This window comes from Amycolatopsis bartoniae (genome assembly GCF_014191255.1).
GTDB lineage: Bacteria > Actinomycetota > Actinomycetes > Mycobacteriales > Pseudonocardiaceae > Amycolatopsis_E > Amycolatopsis_E bartoniae.
Genome location: NZ_JACHWH010000003.1, coordinates 311,313 through 334,245, shown reverse-complemented (window position 1 = coordinate 334,245; position 22,933 = coordinate 311,313). Strand labels below are relative to the sequence as shown.

23 protein-coding genes are annotated in these 22,933 nt (G+C 72.2%); 2 read left to right on the top strand and 21 right to left on the bottom strand.

Features of this window, described 5'->3' with window-relative positions; all coding sequences use genetic code 11:
• Window position 1 precedes the first annotated feature (1 nt).
• The 6 genes from FHX82_RS18275 to FHX82_RS18250 all read right to left on the bottom strand — a co-directional run bounded on the left by FHX82_RS18275 (window position 2) and on the right by FHX82_RS18250 (window position 4,376).
• Window positions 2–487, bottom strand: a complete 486-nt coding sequence (locus tag FHX82_RS18275) for an XdhC family protein (protein WP_145933753.1) — start codon at window positions 485–487, stop codon at window positions 2–4.
• 10 nt (window positions 488–497) lie between these two features.
• Window positions 498–983, bottom strand: coding sequence for an NUDIX hydrolase (locus tag FHX82_RS18270; RefSeq protein WP_145933754.1), 486 nt, complete (start codon window positions 981–983; stop codon window positions 498–500).
• Window positions 980–2,119 (bottom strand): glycosyltransferase family 4 protein, encoded by a 1,140-nt coding sequence (locus FHX82_RS18265; RefSeq protein WP_145933755.1) that lies wholly within the window; start codon window positions 2,117–2,119, stop codon window positions 980–982. Before FHX82_RS18265 ends, FHX82_RS18270 begins: the two co-directional genes overlap by 4 nt.
• On the bottom strand, window positions 2,116–3,033 hold the full coding sequence (locus FHX82_RS18260) for a phosphatidylinositol mannoside acyltransferase (protein WP_145933756.1): 918 nt from the start codon (window positions 3,031–3,033) through the stop codon (window positions 2,116–2,118). Before FHX82_RS18260 ends, FHX82_RS18265 begins: the two co-directional genes overlap by 4 nt.
• Window positions 3,030–3,641, bottom strand: a complete 612-nt coding sequence (gene pgsA, locus FHX82_RS37030; protein ID WP_145933757.1) for a phosphatidylinositol phosphate synthase — start codon at window positions 3,639–3,641, stop codon at window positions 3,030–3,032. The genes FHX82_RS18260 and pgsA overlap by 4 nt, the downstream gene beginning before the upstream one ends.
• Before the next feature lie 204 nt (window positions 3,642–3,845).
• Window positions 3,846–4,376, bottom strand: coding sequence for a MarR family winged helix-turn-helix transcriptional regulator (locus FHX82_RS18250; RefSeq protein WP_145933758.1), 531 nt, complete (start codon window positions 4,374–4,376; stop codon window positions 3,846–3,848).
• Between the two features lie 99 nt (window positions 4,377–4,475).
• Here FHX82_RS18250 and FHX82_RS18245 point away from each other — a divergent pair, with 99 nt between their 5' ends.
• Window positions 4,476–5,024: a YceI family protein gene (locus tag FHX82_RS18245; protein ID WP_145933759.1), complete on the top strand. Its 549-nt coding sequence runs from the start codon at window positions 4,476–4,478 to the stop codon at window positions 5,022–5,024.
• A gap of 54 nt (window positions 5,025–5,078) precedes the next feature.
• Here FHX82_RS18245 and FHX82_RS18240 read toward each other — a convergent pair whose 3' ends face one another.
• The 5 genes from FHX82_RS18240 to FHX82_RS18220 all read right to left on the bottom strand — a co-directional run bounded on the left by FHX82_RS18240 (window position 5,079) and on the right by FHX82_RS18220 (window position 10,263).
• A complete protein-coding gene (locus FHX82_RS18240) occupies window positions 5,079–5,621 on the bottom strand; it encodes an HIT family protein (RefSeq protein ID WP_145933760.1) in 543 nt (180 codons plus the stop codon).
• An 85-nt stretch (window positions 5,622–5,706) separates the two neighbouring features.
• Window positions 5,707–7,767 (bottom strand): threonine--tRNA ligase, encoded by a 2,061-nt coding sequence (thrS, locus tag FHX82_RS18235; RefSeq protein ID WP_145933761.1) that lies wholly within the window; start codon window positions 7,765–7,767, stop codon window positions 5,707–5,709.
• Between the two features lie 74 nt (window positions 7,768–7,841).
• Window positions 7,842–8,462, bottom strand: coding sequence for a malonic semialdehyde reductase (locus FHX82_RS18230; protein ID WP_145933762.1), 621 nt, complete (start codon window positions 8,460–8,462; stop codon window positions 7,842–7,844).
• Between the two features lie 87 nt (window positions 8,463–8,549).
• The gene (locus FHX82_RS18225) at window positions 8,550–9,347 is read right to left on the bottom strand and encodes a glycoside hydrolase family 16 protein (protein ID WP_145933763.1); all 798 of its coding nucleotides are present in this window, start codon (window positions 9,345–9,347) and stop codon (window positions 8,550–8,552) included.
• A 43-nt stretch (window positions 9,348–9,390) separates the two neighbouring features.
• Entirely contained in the window at window positions 9,391–10,263 is an 873-nt protein-coding gene (locus tag FHX82_RS18220) for a glycosyltransferase family 2 protein (RefSeq protein ID WP_145933764.1), read from the bottom strand.
• Between the two features lie 71 nt (window positions 10,264–10,334).
• On the opposite strand from FHX82_RS18220, the gene FHX82_RS18215 reads away from it, so the two are divergent.
• On the top strand, window positions 10,335–11,579 hold the full coding sequence (locus FHX82_RS18215) for a glycoside hydrolase family protein (RefSeq protein ID WP_183176695.1): 1,245 nt from the start codon (window positions 10,335–10,337) through the stop codon (window positions 11,577–11,579).
• Window position 11,580: 1 nt separating this feature from the next.
• Here FHX82_RS18215 and FHX82_RS18210 read toward each other — a convergent pair whose 3' ends face one another.
• The 10 genes from FHX82_RS18210 to FHX82_RS37730 all read right to left on the bottom strand — a co-directional run bounded on the left by FHX82_RS18210 (window position 11,581) and on the right by FHX82_RS37730 (window position 22,930).
• Window positions 11,581–11,811, bottom strand: a complete 231-nt coding sequence (locus tag FHX82_RS18210; RefSeq protein WP_145933766.1) for a hypothetical protein — start codon at window positions 11,809–11,811, stop codon at window positions 11,581–11,583.
• Window positions 11,812–11,815: 4 nt separating this feature from the next.
• Window positions 11,816–13,810, bottom strand: a complete 1,995-nt coding sequence (locus FHX82_RS18205; RefSeq protein WP_145933767.1) for a hypothetical protein — start codon at window positions 13,808–13,810, stop codon at window positions 11,816–11,818.
• A complete protein-coding gene (locus FHX82_RS18200; RefSeq protein ID WP_229881070.1) occupies window positions 13,807–15,069 on the bottom strand; it encodes a lipopolysaccharide biosynthesis protein in 1,263 nt (420 codons plus the stop codon). The genes FHX82_RS18205 and FHX82_RS18200 overlap by 4 nt, the downstream gene beginning before the upstream one ends.
• Window positions 15,066–15,431, bottom strand: coding sequence for a hypothetical protein (locus FHX82_RS18195; RefSeq protein WP_145933768.1), 366 nt, complete (start codon window positions 15,429–15,431; stop codon window positions 15,066–15,068). Before FHX82_RS18195 ends, FHX82_RS18200 begins: the two co-directional genes overlap by 4 nt.
• 33 nt (window positions 15,432–15,464) lie before the next feature.
• Window positions 15,465–17,630, bottom strand: a complete 2,166-nt coding sequence (locus tag FHX82_RS18190; protein WP_145933769.1) for a glycosyltransferase — start codon at window positions 17,628–17,630, stop codon at window positions 15,465–15,467.
• Window positions 17,627–18,523: a glycosyltransferase family 2 protein gene (locus tag FHX82_RS18185; protein WP_222425942.1), complete on the bottom strand. Its 897-nt coding sequence runs from the start codon at window positions 18,521–18,523 to the stop codon at window positions 17,627–17,629. Before FHX82_RS18185 ends, FHX82_RS18190 begins: the two co-directional genes overlap by 4 nt.
• Before the next feature lie 63 nt (window positions 18,524–18,586).
• Window positions 18,587–19,612, bottom strand: a complete 1,026-nt coding sequence (locus FHX82_RS18180; protein ID WP_145933771.1) for an NAD-dependent epimerase/dehydratase family protein — start codon at window positions 19,610–19,612, stop codon at window positions 18,587–18,589.
• A complete protein-coding gene (locus FHX82_RS18175) occupies window positions 19,609–20,403 on the bottom strand; it encodes a glycosyltransferase family protein (protein ID WP_145933772.1) in 795 nt (264 codons plus the stop codon). Before FHX82_RS18175 ends, FHX82_RS18180 begins: the two co-directional genes overlap by 4 nt.
• Before the next feature lie 4 nt (window positions 20,404–20,407).
• Entirely contained in the window at window positions 20,408–21,667 is a 1,260-nt protein-coding gene (locus tag FHX82_RS18170) for a class I SAM-dependent methyltransferase (protein ID WP_145933773.1), read from the bottom strand.
• Window positions 21,668–21,850: 183 nt separating this feature from the next.
• Window positions 21,851–22,930 carry a class I SAM-dependent methyltransferase gene (locus FHX82_RS37730; protein WP_145933774.1) on the bottom strand — a complete coding sequence of 360 codons (1,080 nt, stop codon included), beginning with the start codon at window positions 22,928–22,930 and terminating at the stop codon, window positions 21,851–21,853.
• Window positions 22,931–22,933 lie beyond the last annotated feature (3 nt).

The following is a 22,933-nucleotide window of genomic DNA, read 5'->3' as shown; positions in this document are numbered from 1 at the left end:
GTCACGCACGGTCCGAACGCTCCTGGAAGAACCCGCCCGGTTTGCCGTTGCGGTCGGCGAGCAGGCCCGCCAGCGTGGCGATCGCGATCTCCGGTGGCGTGCGCGAGCCGATGTTCAACCCGATCGGGCGGTGCACGCGTTCGATCTGCTCCGGCGCGACGCCGAGTTGCTTCAGCGCCTCGACGTGCGGCCCCGGGTGGCGCGGGTTGCCCATCACGCCGACCCACCGCACCGGGTGCGCGAGCACGTCCCGCAGGACCTCGCCCAGCTCGGGACGGTGGTGGTCGGTCACGACGACGTCCGCCGTGCCGTCCAGCGGGGGCAGCGCGCCGTCGCGCGGGTCGTGGCAGAGCGTGCGGTAGCCGAGGTCGGCGCCGTACTTCAGCAGGTACTCGGCGACCGGCGTGGCGAACACCGCCACGAGCGTCCGGGTCGCGGTCTCCGCCTCGGCTTCGCCGTGGGCCACCGCGCAGCTGGGATCCGTCATGCCCCCGAACCTACGCGGGATCGACGATCTCGAAGTACTGCGGCTGCGGCGCCGTGCCCGCCAGCTTGAAGTACCGCACCTTCCGCCGCCGCCGCAGGGCCAGCGTGTCGCGCACGGCGTCGTTGTGCACGCGCCGCGCGATCACCACCCGGTGCTCGGCGTCGGCCAGCTCCTCCGCCAGCCGGGGCGGCAGGCTGGACCGCGCCACGGCGGCGAGCAGTTTGGTCAGCTCGTTCTCGGCGTCCTCGCGTTCCGCGCGCGGCGCGGCCTCGGCGGCGTCCGCCGCCTGCAGGACCGCCACGGCCTCCTCGCCGTGCAGCGCCGCCACGGCCCTCGCGACCACCGCGCGCCGCGCGAGCGCCGCGTCCAGCGCGGCCCAGCCCGCGTCGAGCCGCACGTGCAGGCGGTCGAGCCGGTTCGCCGTCGCGACGAGGAAGAGCCCGCCCAGCACGATCACCGCGGCGACCAGGGCGAGCAGCACCACGAACCAGCTCACGTCGAAGCCTCCTGGGCGCTCACCCGCCGGGGGTCCGCCGCGACCGCCGTTTCGTACACCCGCAGCACCTGCGTGACCACGACGGACCAGTCGTAGATCGCCACCCGCTCCCCCGCCGCCGCGGCGAGTGAACCGCGCCGCGCCGGATCGGTCAACAGCTCACGCAGGGTGTCGGCGAGCGCACCGGCGTCCCCCGGCGGGAACAGCATCCCGGCGCGGCCGTCGTCGAGCACCCGCCGGAACGAGTCGAGCCCGCTGGCGGCCACCGCCGTGCCCGCGGCCATCGCCTCGGTGAGGATCATGCCGAAGCTCTCCCCGCCCAGGTTCGGTGCGCAGTAGACGTCGACGCTGCGCAGCGCGCGGGCCTTGGTGGCGTCGTCGACCTGGCCCAGCAGCTCCAGGTGCGGCGCCAGGTGCGGCCCGGCCATCCGCCGCAGCTCCTCGTCGTCGCCGCGCCCCACGACGAGCAGCTTCAGCTCCGGGAACTCCGGCAGGATCCGGCGCGCCGCCTCCAGCAGCACGTCCATCCCCTTGCGGGGCTCGGTGAACCGGCCCACGAACCCGAGCGTGCCGCCCGCCCGCGGATAACCGTCCAAAGGGGACGCCCGCGCGAAGAAGTCGATGTCGACACCGTTCGGGATCTCGACCGCGTCGCCGCCCGAGTGCTCCACCTGCACGCGCCGGGCCAGCGCCGACACCGCGATCCGGGCGGTGATCTTCTCCAGCAGCGGGCGCAGCACGGGCTGGAACGCGGACAGCGTCCGCGAGCGCGGGGTCGAGGTGTGGAACGTGGCGACGATCGGGCCGTCGGCGACCTTCAGCGCCAGCAGCGACAGGCTCGGCGCGGCGGGCTCGTGCAGGTGCAGCACGTCGAAGCCGCCCTCGCGCAGCCACCGCCGCACCCGCGCGTACGACACGGGACCGAACTGCAGCCGCGCCACCGAGCCGTTGTACGGGATGCCGAGCGCCTTGCCCGCGGGCTGCACGAAGTCCGGCACGTCGGAGTCCTCGTCGGCGGGCGCGAGCACGGACACCTCGTGCCCGCGGGCGATGAGCGCCCTGGCGAGGTCGACCACGTGCCCCTGCACGCCGCCGGGGACGTCGAAGGAGTAGGGACAGACGATGCCGATCTTCACCCGGCCGCCGCCTCCTCCGCGGGTTCCGGTTCGGACCCGGAGAAGTCGGCGGTCCAGAACTTCTGCAGCATGTGCCAGTCCGCGGGGTGGGCGGCGATGTCCCCGGCGAAGATGTCCGCGGTGGCCTGCACCGCGGCGGGGATCTCCGGCCGAGCGGTCACGCGGATGCGCGGGTGCACGCGGGCGCCCCAGCCGTCGTCGGTGAACCAGGAGCCCACCGGCAGCAGCGCGGCGCCGGTGCTCAGCGCGAGCCGGGCCGCGCCGGCGGGCATCTTCGTGCGCTCGCCGAAGAACGTGACCGGCACGCCGGAGCCCGACAGGTCCCGGTCCCCCACCAGGCAGACGATCTTGTTCTCCCGCAGCCGCCGCAGCAGCAGCCGGAACGAGCCGGTGCCGCCGGACGCGGGCAGGATCTCGAAACCGAGCGACTCGCGGAACTCGACGAACCGCCGGTACACCGCGTCGGGCCGCAGCCGCTCGACGACGGTGGTGAACGAGCCCGCGTGGTCGACCAGCCACACGCCCGCGACGTCCCAGTTGCCCGAATGCGGCAGCACGCACACCGCGCCGTTGCCCTCGGCCAGCGCGGCCTCGATGTTCTCGACACCGGTGATGGAGAACCGGCGCCGCACCACGTCCAGGTCCATCGCGGGCAGCCGGAACGCCTCCTGCCAGTACCGCGCGTAGGACCGCATGGCCTGGCGGGTCAGCTCGTCGAGCTCCACCTCGCCCGCCTGCGGCACCACCCGCGCGAGGTTGCGGCGCAGCTGCACCACGCCGTTCCCGCCGCGGCGGACCGCGAAGTCGGCACCCAGCCCGAACGCGGCGTCGGCCAGCCACGGGGGCAGCCGACGGACCAGCCGCCATCCGGCGGCGTAGCCGAGCTCGCTCGCACGCTGGGTGAACCGGCTCACGAATGGGCCTCCCGGGCGGAGGCGACGAGGGCGACCATCCGCTGCCCCAGGGTGAGGGCCGACAACGCGGCGAGCAGCCACTGGGAGACCTCGACGGCGTAGGGCACGTGCAGGCCCTGCAGCCCGGTGCCGACGAGCGCGATGATCAGCCGCTCGGCCCGCTCGATCAGGCCGCCGTCCGCGGACAGGCCCGACGCCTCGGCGCGGGCCTTGACGTAGGAGATCACCTGACCCAGCACCAGGCTGACGAGCGCGGCCCCGGCGGCACGGAGGTTGCCCGCGTCCACGAAGCACCACCAGGCGATGGCGCCGAACAGCGCGCCGTCGACGAGCCGGTCACAGGTGGCGTCGAGGGTGGCGCCGAGCGGGGTGCCGTGGCCGCGGGCGCGGGCTATGGCGCCGTCGAGGAGGTCGAGCATCGCGAAGCCCCAGACGGTGAACGTGCCCCACAGCAGGAGCCCGTTCGGGAAGAAGCCCAGTGCGCAGACGATGGCGGCCACCGTGCCGACGATCGTCATGACGTTGGGCGTGACGCCGGCGCGCAGGAGCACCCGGGCGAGTGGATCGAGGGCGCGGGAGACCGAAGCGCGCGCGAAGATGTTCAGCATCAGATCGGGGTGGGGGTGTCGGCCGGCTGGCTCATCGCTGTCTACGTCACCTGGCTGCGTGAGAGGAAGTGGTTCGCCCGCAGCCTAGCCACCCGCCACCAGGCATTAACGCCCCGGCGCGCCCAACTGTGGCGATCAGCGTGCCCGGCGCGGCCCCTCACTCGATACGGGTGTCACCGCCTGTCACCGGCCGTGGCACCGATCTCACCCAGCGCAAGCCTTCCCGGCGTCGGGGCACCCCGCCGGATCGGCCTCCGCCTCCGCCAGGGCGGCCGCGCAGCGGGGCGTGAGCTTGTCACGAATCGCGATGCTGATCTCACCCAGCACGGTCACCTGCTCCGGCGTCAAAGCGTCGAACAACGCTTCCCGGACGGCAACGACGTGGCCGCGGGCGGCGACTTCGAGCACGGCGAAGCCCTCCTCCGTCAGGATCGCGAAGGCGCCGCGCTTGTCGGTCGCGCAGTTGTCGCGGCGGACCCAGCCGTTGTCCTCCAGCCGGGCTACCGCGTGGGACAGGCGGCTGCGGGACGAGCGGCACCGCTCCGCCAGCTCGCTCATCCGCAGCGTCCGCCCCGGCGCCTCGGACAGCACGGCGAGCACCTCGTAGTAGGTGTGCGGCATCCCCGAGTCGCGCTGCAGCTGCCCGTCGACGTGCCCCCGCACCATGTCCACGGCCGCACGGAAGTCGCGCCACACGCGCTGCTCGTCGTCGCTGAGCCATCGGGTTCCCGGCATACGGACGATCCTACCCCTAGTTGAGCACTCAACTATGCTTGCTACAGTTCCCCTTGGAGAGCGATTTCCGACCCCAGAAGCAGTCACAGGGAGAGAAGCATGAGCGCACCCACGACCGAGATCCCCGGCTACATCGCGGGCACCTGGAAAATCGACGGCACCCACTCCGACGTCACCTTCACGGTGCGCCACCTGGGCGTCTCGAAGGTCCGCGGGCGCTTCGACCAGGTCGACACCACCATCGTCACGGCCGAGAACGTGCTCGACTCGACGGTGACCACCACGATCCAGGCCGCGAGCATCGACACCAACAACGAGCAGCGCGACGCCCACGTGCGCGGCGAGGACTTCCTGGACGTCGAGAAGTACCCGACCATCACCTTCACCTCCACCGGCGTTCGCGTGGAGGACGGCGAGTACCTGATCGACGGCGACCTGACCATCCACGGCGTCACCAAGCCGGTCACGCTGACCACCGAGCTGGGTGGCTTCGCCGACGGCCAGGCCCCCGGCAGCAAGGTGCTGGGCATCTCGGCGGCCACCGAGGTCAGCCGCACCGAGTTCGGCGTCGGCGCGGGCGTGCCGGGCGCCGTGGTGAGCGACAAGATCAAGATCGAGCTGGACATCGAGGCCGGTCTGCAGTCCTGAGCCCCACCGGACACGAGTGCCCCCTCCGCGAACCGGAGGGGGCACTTCGCGTTCCTACTTCCAGGCGCCCGCCAGCAGGGCGCGCGTCTCGCCGAGCAGCTGCGGCAGCACCTTCGTGTGCCCGACCACCGGCATGAAGTTCGCGTCGCCGCCCCAGCGCGGGACGACGTGCTGGTGCAGGTGCGCCGCGATGCCCGCCCCCGCGATCTCGCCCTGGTTCATGCCGATGTTGAACCCGTGCGCCCCCGACACCGACCGGATCACCGTCATCGCGCGCTGCGTGAACTCCGCCAGCTCCGCGGTCTCCTCGCGGGTCAGCTCCGGGTAGTCCGCGACGTGCCGGTACGGCAGCACCATCAGGTGCCCCGGGTTGTACGGGTACAGGTTCAGCACCGCCCACACGTGCTCGCCGCGCGCGACGATCAGCGCGTCCTCGTCGGGCAGGCCCAGCAGGCGGCAGAACGGGCAGCCCTCCGGCTGGTCGCCCTCGGGCTTGTCCTGCCCCTGCACGTACGCGAGCCGGTGCGGGGTCCACAGGCGCTGCAGCGCGTCCGGCACGCCGATCCCGTCCTGCGGCACCAGCTCCGGGTCACTCACGCGGCCTCCTCAACGGACGCGACAAGTCGCGACTGCAACACAACGTCGGCAGGCGTGGTATCGATGGTTCGCTCGCAAGCTTCGCTCACGCCAGGACCGCCCCGAACGACTCGGCACTCGGCGAGGTGTTCTCGCGCCGCGCGACCCAGCCCGCGATCGCCTCCACCGCGTCGGCCACCGGGACCCCGTTGATCTGGCTGCCGTCGCGGAAGCGGAACGACACCGCGCCCGCCTCGACGTCCTTGGCGCCCGCCAGCACGAGGAACGGCACCTTCTGCGTGGTGTGGGTGCGGATCTTCTTCTGCATCCGGTCGTCGCTGGTGTCCACGTCGACGCGGATTCCCTTGGCGCGCAACGCCTTCTCGACGCCACGCAGGTGCTCCACGTGGTCCTCGGCGATCGGGATGCCCACCACCTGCAACGGCGCGAGCCACGCCGGGAACGCGCCCGCGTAGTGCTCGGTCAGCACGCCGAAGAACCGCTCGATCGAGCCGAACAGCGCGCGGTGGATCATCACCGGGCGCTTGCGGGTGCCGTCGCTGGCCGCGTACTCCAGCTCGAACCGCTCGGGCAGGTTGAAGTCCAGCTGGATGGTGGACATCTGCCACGAGCGGCCCAGCGCGTCCTTGGCCTGCACGGAGATCTTCGGCCCGTAGAACGCCGCGCCGCCCGGGTCCGGCACCAGCTCGAGACCCGAGTCGAGCGCCGCCTGCCGCAGGGTCTCGGTGGCTTCCTCCCACACCTCGTCCGAGCCGACGTACTTCTCGTCGTTGCGGGTGGACAGTTCGAGGTAGAAGTCGTCGAGACCGTAGTCGCGCAACAGGTTCAGCACGAAGCCCAGCAGCGAGCGCAGCTCGTCGGGGACCTGCTCGGGGGTGCAGAAGATGTGCGCGTCGTCCTGCGTCATCCCGCGCACGCGGGTGAGGCCGTGCACCACGCCGGACTTCTCGTACCGGTACACCGAACCGAACTCGAACATCCGCAGCGGCAGCTCGCGGTAGGACCGGCCGCGCGAGCGGAAGATCAGGTCGTGGAACGGGCAGTTCATCGGCTTGAGGTAGTAGTCCTGGCCGGGCTTGACCACCTTGCCGTCGGCGTCGTACTCCGCGTCGAGGTGCATCGCCGGGAACATGCCGTCGCGGTACCAGTCCAGGTGACCGGACACCTCGAACAGGTTGCCCTTGGTGATGTGCGGGGTGTTGACGAACGAGTAGCCCGCCTCGACGTGGCGCTGCCGCGAGTAGTTCTCCATCTCCTGCCGGATGATCCCGCCCTTGGGGTGGAACACCGGCAGCCCCGAGCCGATCTCGTCGGGGAAGGAGAACAGGTCCAGCTCGGCGCCGAGCTTGCGGTGGTCCCGCCGCTCGGCCTCGGCGAGCATCTCCAGGTACGCGTCCTGCGCCTCCTGGGACTCCCACGCGGTGCCGTAGATCCGCTGCAGCTGCGGGTTCTTCTCGTTGCCGCGCCAGTACGCGGCGGCCACGCGGGTGAGCTTGAACGCCGGGATGAACTTGGTGGTGGGCACGTGCGGGCCGCGGCACAGGTCGCTCCACACGCGCTCCTTGGTGCGCGGGTCGAGGTTGTCGTAGATCGTCAGCTCACCACCACCGACCTCCATGATTTCGGAGGTGTCCACATCGGACTTGAGGTCGATGAGCTCCAGCTTGAACGGCTCGCCCGCGAGCTCCTCACGCGCCTGCTCCGGGGAGTCGAAGCGGCGGCGGGAGAACTGCTGCGCGCCCTTCACGATCTGCTTCATGCGCTTCTCGAGCGCCTGCAGGTCCTCCGGGGTGAAGGGCCGCTCCACCTGGAAGTCGTAGTAGAAGCCGTCCTTCACGGGCGGCCCGATGCCGAGCTTGGCCTCCGGGAACTGCTGCTGCACGGCCTGGGCGAGCACGTGCGCGGCGGAGTGGCGGATGACGCTGCGGCCGTCCTCGGTGTTCGCCGCGACGGGCTCCACCTCGGTGTCCGACTCGGGCGCCCACGCGAGGTCACGCAGCCTGCCCTCCGGGTCACGCACGACGACGACCGTGTCCGGGCCCTTGGTGGGCAGTCCCGCCTCGCGGATCGCTGCGCCGGCCGTAGTCCCGGCCTGCACCACCACGCTCGCGGCGGGTGCGGCTGCGGCGGACGACGGCTGGTTCACGATGGGCTCCTTCACGGAAGAGGATGACCCATCGATGCTATCCGCCGTCCGCCACCCGCTTTTCGTCAGGGAGTTCAGACGGTCTCGACGACCTCGTCGTAGTCCAGCCGCGGCAGGCGGTCGAACCACGGGTTGGCGCCGGGGCGGCCGACGTTCACCACGACGAGGGACTTCCACTTGCGGTCGGCGAAGAACTCCTTGTCCACGCCCGCGGCGTCGAAGCCCGTCATCGGGCCCGCGGCCAGGCCCGCGGCGCGCACGCCGATGATGAAGTAGCCGACCTGCAGCAGGGAGTTGAGCCGGGCGAAGCCCTCGCGGGCCTCCTCGCTGCCGGCGAACATGTCCTTGGCGTCCGGCTTGTGCGGGAAGGTCTTCGGCAGATTCTCGTGGAAGTCGGTGTCGGCGGCCAGCACGACGGTCACCGGCGCGCTCGCGGTCTTGGCGCGGTTGCCCTCGGACATGTGCGGCAGCAGGCGCTCCTTGCCCTCGGGGGTGCGGACCACCAGCGCACGCAGCGGCTGGGTGTTCATCGACGTGGGCGCCCACTTCACCAGGTCGTAGATCGCCTGGATCTGCTCGTCGGAGACCGGCTCGTCGCTGAAGCTGTTCGCGGTGCGGGCCTCGCGGAAGAGCAGGTCCTGCACGTCCTGGGGCACCTGCAGCGCGTCGGCCAGGCCGGCGGTGGTCGAAGTCATGCTCGCTCCTTGGAAGACGGGGTGATCACTCCGTCCAACCTTGTTGAGCGTTTGACTATTTCGCACCGCGCGTGTGTCCGTGGTCACTCAGCGGTACACGCGGGCCCAGTCGATGTCGACCGAAGTCTTCGTCGGGACCCCGGCGTGCTTGCGCATGTAGGTCAGCTGCAGCACGAGGTGCATCGGCGTCGTCGGGATGTACTTCGGGTCGTCGTAGACGCCCCACACCTGCCCGTCGAGGTAGAGCGTGATCTTGTCGGCCTGCCAGTCCACCCCGAAGTTGTGCCACTGGGTCAGGTCGACCGGGTTGCTCTTGAAGTACGGGCCCTTGAGGTTGCCCGGGCCGTGCAGCCAGCTCTCGGTGAACGCGCGGTCGGGGTTCCACGTCTCGGCGAAGTCGATCTCACCGGCGTTCGGGAAGTGCAGGTCGTCCGCGCCCCACAGCAGGAACGCCGGGGCGTAGCCGGCGTCGGCGGGCAGCGGCATCCGCGCCCGCACCTCCCAGCGGCCGAAGGTCTGGTCGCCCTTCCAGGAGATGCCGCACGTGGTGCCCGCGCTGTCGGCCAGCCCGGTGATGGTCAGCACGCCCGCCGAAACCGCGCACTGCTTGCTGCTCCAGGTCTCGTTCGCCGAGTTGGCGCCGTCGTAGACGTCCCAGTGCTTGCTGTCGACCTTCTTGCCGTCGAACTCGTCCCCGCCGATCTGCTGCCAGCCGTTGAGCACGGCGGCCTCGGTCGAGGCCGGCTGGGTGGGTCCGACGGCCACGCCCGCGCCTCCGGGACTGCCGAGCTGGAGCTGTTCCCCGGAGTCGGCGGAGTCGCCACCGAAGCGTTGGATCGTCACCGTCACCGCGACGACGGCGGCCAGGACCAGCACGACGCACATCAAGATCAGACTCGACCGACGCTTCACGGCCCAGGAACCTACCTCACTCTGATGGGTGATGTGCGGCGGCCGTCACATCACGCTCCGCACGCTCCCCCTGCGCCCGCGCGACCAGGAACAACGCCTGCCGCCGCAGCCGGGCACCCGGCGCCTTCGCCGCGCCCACCAGCCGGTCGCGCCGCCGCACCTGCCACTCCGGAGTGGCGGCCAGCTCCTCGGTGAGCGTCCGCTGTTCGGCGTAACCGCTGTCGTCGAGCGCGTCGGTCAGCGAACCGCGGCTGATCCGGAACGCCGCGACGGACTGGCGCATCCCGTAGAAGTCCCCGCGCTCCAGCAGCCGCACCCACAGTGCCAGGTCCATCGGGAACTTCCAGCGCCCGTCGAACCCGCCCACGGCGTCGAAGTCCGCGCGCCGGAACAACGCGCCGGCGGGCTCGCCCAGCGGGTTGCCGCCGTGGCGGACCACGCGCCGGATCACGTCCTCGCTCGCGTGCTTGCCGAGCAGGCCCCGCAGCCCCCGGTTGACGCTCATCGGCCGCGACTGCTCGTTGACCATCGTGCGGCGCCCGCACACGAGCGCGAGGCCCGGGTCGCGGGTGAGCACGGCGTGCTGCCACTCCAGGCAGCGCGGGTGCAGCAGGTCGTCGGCGCAGACGAGCTTGACCAGCGGCGCCCTCGACTCGGCGACCGCCCTGTTCCAGTTCTCGGCCACCGGCAGCACCGTGTCGTTGCGCACGACCCGCAGCCGGGGGTCGCGGAACTCCGCCAGGATGCGGGCGGTCCGGTCCGTGGAAGCGTTGTCCACGACGACGAGCTCGAAGTTGCGGAAGCTCTGCGCGAGCACGCTGCGCAGCGTGCCCGCCAGGTATCGTTCGGCCTGGTATGCCGGGACACAGACCGAAATGTCGACTTTCATCACCGCGCATTCCCCCTCTGGGCGGAATCTTCGGAAGGCGCCGCGCCCGCGGCTCGGCGAGACTCGGATTCGTGAAGAGCCTCGCGATGGTAGCGGCACTGTTGACCGCGATCGGTTCGTGGCTGCCCGACATCGCCCAGCCGCCCGTCGACAACGGCGGCATGCTGCTCGGGGTCACCCACGCCCAGCACAGCCTCGACCCGTCGCTGCCCGACGCGGAGCGGCAGGCGGGCGAACGCATCCTCAGCGCCAGCCCGATGCTGCAGAACCAGCACATCATGGGCTTCGGCGCGCTCAACCCCGAGCCCTCGCCGGGGCAGTACGACTGGTCGAGCCTGGACGACCGGATCGGCCTGATCCGGCGCACCCAGGGCACGGCCGTGCTGACGCTGTGCTGCGCACCCGACTGGATGAAGGGCGGCAAGGCGGGCAGCACGGACTGGACCAAGCTGACCGACGCTCCCCTGCCCGAGCACTACAAGGACTTCGCCGCGCTCGCCGCCAAGGTGGCGCAGCGCTACCCGGAGGTGCGCTACTTCCAGGTCTGGAACGAGCTGAAGGGGTTCTGGAACACCGCGGGCAACACGTGGGACGCGAAGGGCTTCACCGACTTCTACAACCAGGTCTACGACGCGGTGAAGAAGGTGCGGCCGGACGCGCAGGTCGGCGGGCCGTACGCGGTGTTCACCCTGTTCTCCTCGGGCAACCCGAACTCGATGATCACCGGCCCTTACGGCCGGGTCGACGAGCGGGTGCTGGCCTTCTACCGGTACTGGAACGACCACGCGCACGGCGCGGACTTCGTCGCCGTGGACGGGTCCACCACCACCTGGGACAAGGGCATGCAGACCACGCCCGCCGAGGCGGACGCCTTCTACACCGACGTCACCCGGTGGGTGCGGAACCTGACCGGGCTGCCGGTGTGGTGGTCGGAGTTCTACCCCACCGCCGCCGCGGACAACGACCAGGCGCGTTCGGCGGCGACGCTCGACGCCATCGCCCACGCCGAGGAGGCCGGCGCCGCCGCGATGCTGCTGTGGCAACCGGAAGCGAGCCCGGACCTGCCGTACGGGGCACTGTGGACCGATCCGGGCACCGGCAAGGTCGCGCCGACGAGCCTCACGGAGGCCTGGCAGTGGCTCGTGCCGCGGCTGCGCGCGAAGACGGTGAAGGTGGTGCGGGACGTCGAGGACAACCTGCTGAAGTTCGTCGGGCCCTCGCAGACGCTGACGGTGAACCTGTCCGCCTCCGCCCAGCTGCTGCACGAGGGCGGGACGACGATCACCCTCGGGCCGTTCGCCGTCAACCTGGGCTGACTCAGCCCGTCAGGCCCACCACGATCCGGGCGATCGCGCCCGCGACGGTCAGCACCGTCAGCGCGATCGCGACGAAGTCGAGCAACCGGACACGCTCGGTGCGCGCACTGACGGAGTCCGTAGAGCGGCGCCCGACGGCGATCTCCTTCAGCACCGTGCGCACCACGAGCACGACCAGGAGCGCGACCCCGGAGATCGCGGTGAGCAGCACGAGCACGTCACCGGCGTTCACGGCCTCATCCCGTTCCCCCCTCCGCGGGCTGCACGTTCTGCAGCGCCACGCTCGCCCGGCCGAGCACCAGGGCACCCTCGTCGTTGAACACGACCCGGTAGAGCTGGGTCTCCTGCAGTCCCCGCAGCAGCTGGTCCTCGTAGTCCGGCGCGGCGGCGTTGAGGATCTTCAGGTACGCGAACTGCGGTTCGGTGACGACAAGATAGTCGGGCCCCTTCTCCTGCAGGCACTCGACGGCCGCGGGCACGTGCACAAGGTCCGTGCAGTAGATGTCGGCCTCGGACTGGTCGACCTCGCCGACCCGGGCGAACGCCAGCGGCACGGCGTTGACGAGGGAGTCCACGCGCTGCCCCGGCCGGGCCTGCCCGATCGCCCAGGACGCGGCGGCGACGTCCTGTTTGCTCATCGAGGTATAGGCGTCGTTCCCGCCGCGCGCGATCAGCGTCATGGTGGCCAGCAGGGTGAGCACGAGCCACGGGATCCCGGCGACGGCCATCGTCCTGCTGGGCCGGTTGCGCCAGCGCAGCTTGCGCGCCTCGGTCAGCGCCCGTTCGAGCAGGATCGACGCGGGCAGCGCCATGATCGGCAGCGCGAACAGGAAGCAGCGCATGAAGACCTCGCCGCCGTAGGACTGGACCAGCGCGAGCCCGAACGGCGCCGCGCACAGCACCGGCAGCAGCCACGAGCGCAGGTTGTCCCGCCGCATCAGGATGATCCCGAGCGCGGCCAGCAGGGCCACGAACCCGCTCGCCGCGATCCGCACCAGCAGCACGACGAGGTGCCCGATGTCCCCGGACAGCCGGCTGAACAGGCCCTGGTCCACCGAGGCGCTGACGTCGCCGAGCGGGCTGAGCAGCATCTGCACCAGCTGCCCGGTCCAGAAGTCCGACGCGCCGAGGGAGAACCACACCACCGCGGCGCCGAACACGACGAACGGCAGCCACGCCGGCCACAGCCGCCCGAACAGCAGGAGCAGCAGCAGCATCCCGGCCAGCACGAACGGGGTGAGCTGGTGGGTGGGCGCGAGCCCGAGCCCGATCAGCACCACCGAGCCCTGCGCGACCAGCCGCGCCTTCGGGCTGGACCGCGGGGCCAGGCGCACGCGCATCCGCGCCCGGACCGGTTCGGTCAGCCGCGGCCGGACCAGGTGCCGGAACGTCAGCGTGAGCGCGGCCAGCATCAGCACCATGGCGGTGGCCTGCGGGGAGAAGTAGTCCTGCTCGGTCCAGTCGCCGACCAGGAACAGCCACGGCGCGAACCAGGACGCCCGCCGGTTGCCGAGCGCGGACACCGCGAGCGCCCGTGTGCCGAGCACCATCAGCCCGGCCAGCACCACCGGCGCCCAGTTGATCAGCGACAGCGCGTTCGGGATGCCCGCGGCCTTGGTGACCATCGCGATCAGCGAGAAGAACCCGGCCCACGAGAAGCGCGCGTCGTAGCCCTGCAGGACCTCGCCGTGGTTCGCGATGTACTCGGCGAACCCGGAGTGCAGCCACGCGGTCGGCAGCCGCGCGACCTCCTCGACGGCGGGCTGCAGGCCGTAGACGAACACGACGCCGAGCAGCGTGTAGCCCGACATGAACCAGGTGCGCGGCTGGTAGCGCAACAGCTCCAGCACCACCGACGCGATCAGCAGCGGGTACGCCAGCAGCGTCGGGATGGACAGGTTCGCGATGAGCCCGATCGCGCCGATCGCCGACGGCGGCACCGGGTGCAGGCCCACCACCCAGAGGATCGCGGCGACGGCGGCGAGCCCGGGCCCGAAGTACGGGTCGGCGAGGAACGCCGGGCGCCCCGGCCCCCGGCCCAGCCGCGGCCGCGACTCGGCGGCGCGCGGACGGCCGGGCAGCTCCTCCGGCGGGGTCAGCAGCCCGCTGGTGGGGATGTAGCGGGTGGGGCCGCCGGGCACCGTGTAGTGCATCGGCTTGTTCGTGCCGGGGTGGCGGCGGACCGGGCGAGCCGGGCGCAGCGCCCGCAGGAACCGCGTCGGCGCGCTCACGCGGGCTCCCGGGGCAGGCGGCGGCGCAGGTCCAGCAGCACCACGACGGCGAGCACGCACTGGGCGGCGAGCAGGCCGAGGCCGAAACCGAGCTCGGTGGGCATGAACAGGGCGAGCCCGACGGCGAGCGCGGCGGTGGCGGCGTGCAGCTTCGCCACGCCCAGCCCGCGGCCCTGCCCGAGGTGCACGGCGATCGCGACCAGCACGGCCAGCCGCGGCGCCTGTGCCGCGAGCAGCACCCGCAGCAGGCCCGTGCCGTGGGTGTACTCCGGCCCGAAGATCAGCAGCAGCACCCCGGCCAGCAGCCCGCCGAGCACCAGCAGCGGCACGAACACCATCGCGAGCCGCGCCCCGGACCGGCGCACCAGCTCGCGGGCGTGCTCCGGCTCCGCGGACAGGCCCACCACGAGCGGGTTGACGAACATGCTGGCCGCGAGGTCGAGCGCGTTGATCGCGGTCCAGACCACGAAGAACACCGCGTTCGCGTCGGCGCCGAACCGGTGCAGCATGATCAGCGGGACGAGGTTGTAGAGCACGACGACGCACACCGTGCCCGGGTACGTCGGCGCCAGCAGCCGCACGACCTCACCCCGCGTGGGCAGGCCGCCCGGCTCGGGCCGCGGCCGCACGCGGCGGAACACCAGCACCGTCACCACGAGCACCGCCAGCACGGTCGGCGCGAACCACGACAGCACCAGCCCGAGCCCGCCCAGCAGCGGCGCCAGCGCGACGAGCACCACCAGCCGCGACAGCGCGAAGAGGCCGTTCTCGACCGGCACCCAGCGCGCCTTGCCGACGCCGGTGAGCACCGCGTCCTGGAACTGGAACGCCGTCCAGGCGACCGCGGCGGGCACGAACAGCCACGCCCCGCCGGGGACGTTCGCCGCCACCGCACCACCGGCGGGCACGAGGACGAACACGATCCCGCCGGCGAGGCCGCCCAGCAGGACCACCAGGTACGTGCGTTTCAGCAGCAGCCGCTGCAACGGCCCCGAGCGCGGCAGCCACCGCAGCACCGCCGGGCCGAGGCCGAGCTCCGCGATCCCGGCGATGAGCAGCATCCCCGAGACGAACGCCGACGTGTGCCCGACGTCGGCCGCGGGCAGCAGCCACGCGGCGAGGATCCAGCCGACCATCCCGGCGACCGCGCTGATCGCCGCGCTCGCCGACAACGCGAGCCCGTCCGCGAACATGCCCCGCCCCGGCGCGCCGCCGGGCGGGACCTGCGCCCGGGGGCGCAGGCGAGCCCACCGCGTCACCGCGCACCGGCCCCGCGGGGTGGCTTGCTGCGCACGACGTGGTGCGCCAGCAGCGCGGCGCTGGCGAAGGCCAGCCCGACCGTGGCGGCCTCGGGGTGCCACGCGTGGGTGAGCACCATGATCTGGGCGATCCCGAGGTTGACGGCGATCGACAGCCCGACCGCGCTGATCCACGTGACCGACACGTGCCGGACGTTGACGTAGGAGATCAGCGCCCAGCCGGGCGAGGTGGTGACGAAGGCGAGCACCAGCAGCGTCCGGACCGGTGTGGTCAGCCCGAGCAGGATCAGCAGCACGGTCAGCAGGCAGACGCCGAGCAGGCAGTAGGCGGTGATCCGCCGGTTCCTCAGTTGCTCGATCACCCGCCGCCTTCTTCCTTCCGCGCCTGCCTATGGTTACCGATGGCCGGAGCGGGCGCCGAACCGGTACCGCCGCCAGGCCCTCGCCAGCGCCAGCGGGCCGCTGAGCATGCCCGACCGCTCGTCGCGGCGCAGCTGCCGCAGGCGCGAGCGCGCCGCCCGGTCGGACAGCGGCAGCTCCGGGGTGCGGGACGCCAGCCGCGCCATGCCGCGCGGGATCCGGCGCAGGATCGAGAAGACGCCGACGGGCCTGCGCAGCACCGACAGCAGCAGCATCGCGGTGAGCCCGACGCCGTAGCCGCGCATCTGCTCGCGCAGCTCCAGCCAGTCGGCGCGGTGGGTGTGCCGCGCGACGGCGTGCGGGGTGTAGACCACCGTGCCGCCCGCGCGGGCCAGCCGCACGAACAGGTCGAGGTCCTCCCCCGCCATCGCCGGGGTGCCCGCGCCGAGCAGCGGGTCGTACCCGCCGAGGCCGTCGAACACCGAGCGGCGCCACGTGGTGCAGCTGCCCGGCCCGTACCGCGCCAGCGACAGCGGGTACAGCGGGTCCTCGCGGACGGTCTCACGGTCGAGCCTCTGGCGGCGCACGTGCTGGCTGTAGCCCTTGAGCCGTTCGAACAGCACCTCGGCGTCGGTCTCGAGGCTCGCGGGCAGGACCATCGCCGTCACGCAGCCGACCCCGGGGTCGGTGGCGAACTCCTCGGCCACCGCGTCGAACCAGCCCGGCTCGACGCGGATGTTCTCGTCGACGAACGCGACGAACTCGCCGCTGCTCGCCCGCGCGCCGGTGTTGCGCGCGATGCTCACGCCCTTGCGCGGCTCCACGAGGTAGCGCGCGCCGAGCCGCTCGACCTGCTCGCGCAGCTCGGGGTCGCCGTCCGGGCCCGGCGGGAGGTTGTCCACGACCAGGATCTCCAGCCGCTCGTACCCGGCGGCCAGTGCGGCCCGCACGCTCGCCACCGCCTGCGCCTTGCGGTGTGCGGTGGGCACCACGACGCTGATCAGCGGCCGCTCGAAGTCCGGGCGCGGCCGGGGCGCGGACGTGCCGAAGCCCAGCAGGTCCAGCCGGACGACGCCGCGGCGCACCGGCAGCAGCACCACGTCCAGGGTCCGGTCCCCGTCGCGCACCAGCACCTGCGCGGCGCGGTAGTGCCCCACCGCGCGGGCGGGCACCGGCAGCTGCGCGGGCATCCGGTTGAGGTCGACGGTCGCCACGTGGATGGGGCCGTGCACGAGCTTCGGCGCCACCGCCTTCAGGCGTTCCCGCGACAGCTTGCCGCGCGCGTAGCCCACCGCGGTGGAGCCCACCACGAGGACCAGCGCGAGCAGGCCCACGAGCCCGGACCCGCGGCCGCGCAGCAGGCGGCTCAGCTCGCGCACCGCGGCCGCCGGAATCACCCGTTGGAGATAGCCGCGTTCGGTGGACAGCGCCGCGTCGGCGCCGACCGACCGGGAGACCAGTGCCTTCGACACGCCCTCGCCCCAGCCGCGGCGGCGCAGGTAGCTCCAGGTGAGCCGGTCCGGCGTGACACGGTGGCGCACCACGGCGCCGGGCCGGAACAACACGACCGACCCCGGCGACGCCTGGTGCAGCCGGATGCACAGCTCGGTCTCCTCGCAGCCGAGCGGCGTGCGCCCGACCCGGCCGAGGTCCTCGGTGAACAGCCCCGCCAGCTCGAACGCCTCGCGCCGGAAGGACATGTTGCAGCCCATGAGGTTGCGCACCGGCGTGTCGGTGGTGGGCTGCCCGGTGTACGTGCAGCCGACGACCCAGTCCAGCTCGCCGGTGCCCGCGCCGCGGGCGGGCAGCAGCGGGCTGCGCTCGTGCCCCGGCCACACCGGGCGCGCGGCGCCGCCGACCGCGAGCACGCGCGGGTCCCGGTAGCCGGCGAGCAGCTGTTCGAGCCAGTCCGGCTCGGGCTCCGCGTCGTCGTCGAGGAACGCGATCACCTCGCCCTTGGCGAGCTCGATCGCGGTGTTGCGGGCCCCGGACAGGCCACGGCGCCCGGCGTTGGGCACCACCAGCACGTCGTCGAACGCCGCGGTGGCACGCCGTTCGAGCTCCGGGTTGTGGTCGATCACGAGAACGATCTCGCCGGGCGGCACCGTCTGCGCGCGCAGGGCCGAGAGCCCGGCGACGAGATCGTCCCAGCGCCGCTCGGTGTAGGCGCAGACGACGACCGTCGTGGCGGGATCACTCATACCGGCTCGCTCGCGGTCTCCGGCGCGGACAGCGGAAGCGGGGTGAAGGCGCCGAAGCGGCGGCTGCGGCGCTGCTTGCCGACGCGCTGCCACTCCGCCACCAGCGTGCGCAGCACGCGGCCGCCGTCGCTGAACGTGCGCAGGTTGGTCTCGCCGTGGATGCGGGCGCGCTCGACGCTGGGCACCTCGGTGATCCACAGGCCCAGCGCGGCGACCCGGCAGTTGATCACGGTCTCGATCTCGAACCCGTCGCCCCAGCGCATCTGCGGCCCGTCGGGGGCGAACACCGGCGGCAGCGCGAGCATCGGCACGAGGTCCCGCCAGAACGCGTTGTAGCCGTAGCACAGGTCCGTGAACCCGCCGCTGAACAGCGTGTTGCTCAGCCGGTTCAGCCCCGAGTTGCCCGCCGCGCGCAGCGCCGTGATGTCGTGGCTGCCGCCGCCGGGGGCGAACCGGCTGCCCTTGGCGAAGTCGGCGCCCCCGACGAGCGCGTCGACGAACCGGGGGATCTCGGCAGGGTCGGCGGAGCCGTCGGCGTCGAACATGACGATCACGTCGCCGGAGGCGGCGAGGAACCCGCACGCGAGCGCGTTCCCCTTGCCACGGCGGGTCTGCTGGATGACGCGGACCCCGGGCAGCGCCTCGTGCGCGGCCCGCAGGGTGTCGTCGTCGGAGTGCCCGTCCACGACGAGCACCTCGTGCACCGGCGGCAGCTCGGGCAGGACCTCACGCAGGTTGGCGGCCTCGTTCTTGGCCGGCACGACGATGGTCACGGAGGGCTCGAGCCTGCGCTTCGGGGTGTGCCGGGCGGCGAACGCGATGGCGTCGCCGAGGTTCTCGAACTCGGGGCGGCGGGCGTCGGTGACGGGACGCGGGGAGTCGGTGATCGTCACGCGCTGTTCCTCACGGGCGGGGGGATAGTCGGGGGAGACACTTGTCAGACGCTCGGCGGCGGCTCAGGTTCGGCTCCGCCGCAGATCATCTCCCAGGAGTTCGGAATCCTGCTGCCGACGCAGCCATGCCAATCGGGTGAATCGGTCGGCGAAGTCCTCGGCGGTGAGCCCGTGGCGCGTGTAGGCGCCGGCGAGCTCGCGCGCACCGTCGGGCACGGACCACCGGGCGGTGAAGCCCGGCAGCGCCGCGCGGATGCGCGAGAAGTCGACCCGGTAGGAGCGGGGGTCGGGGCCCGCCTCACCGGTGATGACCAGCTTCGAGCCCGGCACCGCCTCGGCCACGGCCTCCGCGATCTCGCGCACCGTCAGGTTGTTGACCTCGGTACCCACGTTGAACGCGACGTCGTGCACCGCGTCCACGGGCGCGGAAAGCGCTTCCCGGAACGCGGCGGCGATGTCGAGGGCGTGCACGAGCGGGCGCCACGGCGTGCCGTCGGACAGCACCCGCACCTCGCCGGTGAGCACCGCGTGGCCCACGAGGTTGTTGAGCACGATGTCCGCCCGCAGCCGGGGCGAGAACCCGAACGCCGTGGCGTTGCGCAGGTACACCGGGCTGAACCCGTCGCCGGCGAGCTCGTGCAGGTCGTCCTCGACGCGCACCTTCGACTCGGCGTACGGCGTGACCGGCCGCAGCGGCGCGTCCTCGGTGACCAGGTCGTCCCCCGCCGCGCCGTACACGGAGCACGTGGAGGCGTAGAGGAACCGGCGCACCCCGGCGTCCTTGGCCAGCCGGGCCAGCCGGACCGACGCCGCGTGGTTGATGTCGTAGGTCAGGTCCGGCTTCAGCGAACCCAGCGGGTCGTTGGACAGCGCCGCCAGGTGGATCACCGCCTCCGCGCCGGCGAGCCGGTCGGCGGTCACGTCGCGGAGGTCCACCGGCTCGCCCGGCGGGTCGTCCGGGCGCGGCCCCAGCACGCAGTCGGCGAACAGGCCCGAGTCCAGCCCGAAGACCTCGTGCCCGGCCTCGCGCAGCACGGGCGCCATGACCGTGCCGAGATAACCCTGGTGTCCCGTCAGCAGAACCCTCATGCGCTCGCCCCCACCGGTGCCTTCTTCTCCCACAGCATCCACGGCCGCTCGCCGCTCTCGTACGCGGCGTCCAGCGCGGCCCGTTCCTTGAACGTGTCGGCGGGCTGCCAGAACCCTCGGTACGGGTAGGCGACGAGCCTGCCCTTGCCCGCGAGGGTGCCGCACGCGTCCTCGACGAGGTCGCCGTTCTCCGGGATGTAGTCGAAGATCTCCTGCCGCAGCACGAAGAACCCGGCGTTCTCCCACACCGGCAGCTGGCTCGCGGAGCTGATCGAGCGCACCTGCGTGCCCTCCAGCTCGACGCAGTGGAACGTCGACTGTGGCGGCACCACCATCATCGAGGCACCCGCGTCGCTCTCGCGGAGGTTCGCGATCATCTCGTCGAGCGGGGCGTCGGAGAGCACGTCCGCGTAGTTGGCGAGGAAGATCTCCTCCCCCGCCACGTGCTCGCGCACCCGCCGCAGCCGCTCGCCGATCGACGACTCGATCCCGGTGTGCACGAAGGTGATCGACCAGTCGCTGATGTCGGTGGACAGCAGCTCGACCTGCCCGTCGCGCAGCACGAAGTCGTTCGACGCGGTCTCGGTGTAGGACAGGAAGAAGTCCTTGATGTGCCGCGCGCCGTAGCCCAGGCACAGCACGAAGTCCTTGTGGCCGAAGTGGGCGTAGTAGCGCATCACGTGCCACAGCAGCGGCCGCGGGCCGACCAGCTGCATCGGCTTGGGCACGTCGTCCGCGGGGCCGTTGCGCATGCGCATGCCGTAGCCACCGCAGAACAGCACCACCTTCATGGGCTCAGCTCACCTCTCGCTCGGGAACGACGATCTCCAGCTCCGGGATGGGGAACACCAGGCGGCCGCCCCATTCGGCGACGTAACCGAGCTGTGCGGTCAACTCGGCACGCAGGTTCCACGGCAGCACCAGCACGTAGTCCGGCCGGTCCCGCGCGATCCGCTCGGGCTCGAAGATCGGGATGCGGGTGCCGGGCGTGTAGCGCCCGTGCTTGTACGGGTTGCGGTCCACTGTGTACGGCAGCAGGTCGGGCCGGATGCCGCAGTGGTTGAGCAGGGTGTTGCCCTTGCCAGGGGCACCGTAACCCACGACCAGCTCGCCGCGGCGCTTGGTCCGCACCAGGAACTCCAGCAGCGCCAGGCGCACCCGTTCCACGCGCTCGGCGAAGTCGCGGTAGCCCCGCAGCTCGTGCAGGCCCGCGGCCTCCTCCTCGGCGAGCACGGCGCGCATCCGGTCGCTCGGCTCGCCCGCGACGGCCTCGGGCCGCGCCCACAGCCGGATGGACCCGCCGTGCGTGGGCAGCTTCTCGACGTCCACCACGGCCAGCCCGGCGGTCGCGAGCGCCCGCTGCGCCGTGGCGACCGTGTAGTACTGGAAGTGCTCGTGGTAGATCGTGTCGTACTGGGTCAGCTCGATGAGGCTCAGCAGGTGCTGCACCTCGATGGAGACCCAGCCGTCGTCGGCGACCAGCTCGCGCAGGCCGCGGCTGAAGCCCAGCACGTCGGGGATGTGCGCGTACACGTTGTTGGCCACCACGAGGTCCGCGGGCCCGTGCTTGCGCCGCACGGCGGCGCCGGTCTCCGGGTCGAGGAACGCCGTCAGCGTCGGCACGCCCGCCTCCCGCGCCGCGGCGCCGACGTTCACCGACGGCTCGACGCCGAGGCAGCGCAGCCCGCGCTCGACCACGTTGCGCAGCAGGTACCCGTCGTTGCTGGCCACCTCGACCACGAACGAGGAGCCGTCCAGCCCGAGCCGGTCGACGGCCGCGGTGACGAACTCCTCGGCGTGCTTGAGCCAGGAGTGGGAAAATGACGAGAAATACGCGTACTCGGTGAACGTCTCCACCGGGTCGATCAACGGCGGCAGCTGGACGAGAAAACAATTCGGGCACACCCGCAAATGCAGCGGGTGCGTCAGTTCCGGCGCGTCCAATTCCGCTTCGGCGAGAAACGATTCACACGGTGGGCTGGCCCCCAGGTCGACCACGCTCGCCAGTTCCGGCGAGCCACACAGCCGGCAGTACGGCCGCTCGACCTTCGGCATGTCGCGGTGCCACCCCTCGTCCCAGTGCCCCAGGCCGCCGCCCGGCTTGATTTTTCATGGTGACTATAGGGGTGCGGCCGTTCAGCGTTACGCGCAACTGGACCAGAGTGAGACATCGATCGGGTGAAGGTCACGTCGGTGGGTGATCACGCGGCGACGAGCGGTCACGTGACCTGGGCGGATCTACCCCAGCAGCCACTCGGCGTCCCGTTCGTCCAGCGCCGGGAAGGCCGCCCGGACCTCCGCCAGCAGGTCCGGCACGAACAGCAGCACGACGTCGGGAAGATCACTTTCCAGCGCGGCGGGACCGGTGATCGGGATTTCCGTCGCCGGCATTCTGCGCCCGTGCTTGGCGGCAGAAATGTCCACAATGGCCGGCAGCAGGCCGGAATCGATTCCGGCGCGGGTGAGCAGGGCGACCGCACGGGATGCGGCGCCGTAACCGAGAACGTGCTTTCCCGCCTCGGCCCGGGCCACCAGCTCCCGCCGCAGCCGGGCCGCGCCCTCGGCCGCGGCCCGGCCGAGCCCCGCCACCGTCTCCGCGTCCGCCACCCCGGCGGCCAGCTCGGCGCGCACGAGCTCCTCGGTTTCCGGCGCGGGTGCGCCGCCCGCCCGCAGCTCCAGCAGCACCGTGCCGCCGTAGAGCGGGAACGACCAGCTGCGGCCCGCGGTGAGCCCGGCCGGCTCGGCGAGGGTGCGCATCGCGGGCGTGGAGTAGTACGCGAAGTGCCCGTGCCGCAGGGCGTTCCACTGCCGCTGCGCGAGGATCGAGGCCAGCGAGTGGAACTGCACCAGCAGCGCGCCGCCCGGGGCGAGCCTGCCCGCGCGCTCGGCCATCGCCTTGTCCTGCGCCGGTTCGTGCATCAGGCCGAAGCAGTCGAGCACCAGGTCGGCCTGCTCCCCCGGCCCGGCCTCGCGCAGGCCCGCGGCCCGCAGCAGCGGCAGCCACGACCCGCCGTGCGGGCTGCCGTACTCGGCGACCGTGGCTCCCGGCCGCACCAGCCCGGCCTCGGTCAGCACCCGGACCGCGTCGGCGGCCTGGTCGGTCAGCGCCCGCGGTTCGACCCCGGCGGGCTCCTCCGCCGTGCCCGGGTCCTCGACCAGCTGCGCCAGGGAACAGCGGCCGCACAACCACATCCGCAGCGGGAACAGCGGGTCCGGCCCCGGGTCGCCGGCGGGCGGGAACAGGTCGCACGGCGGCTGCTCCCCGAGGTCGAGGACGAGGTCGCCGACGGCCGCGCCGCAGGCCCGGCAAGAATGCACGAG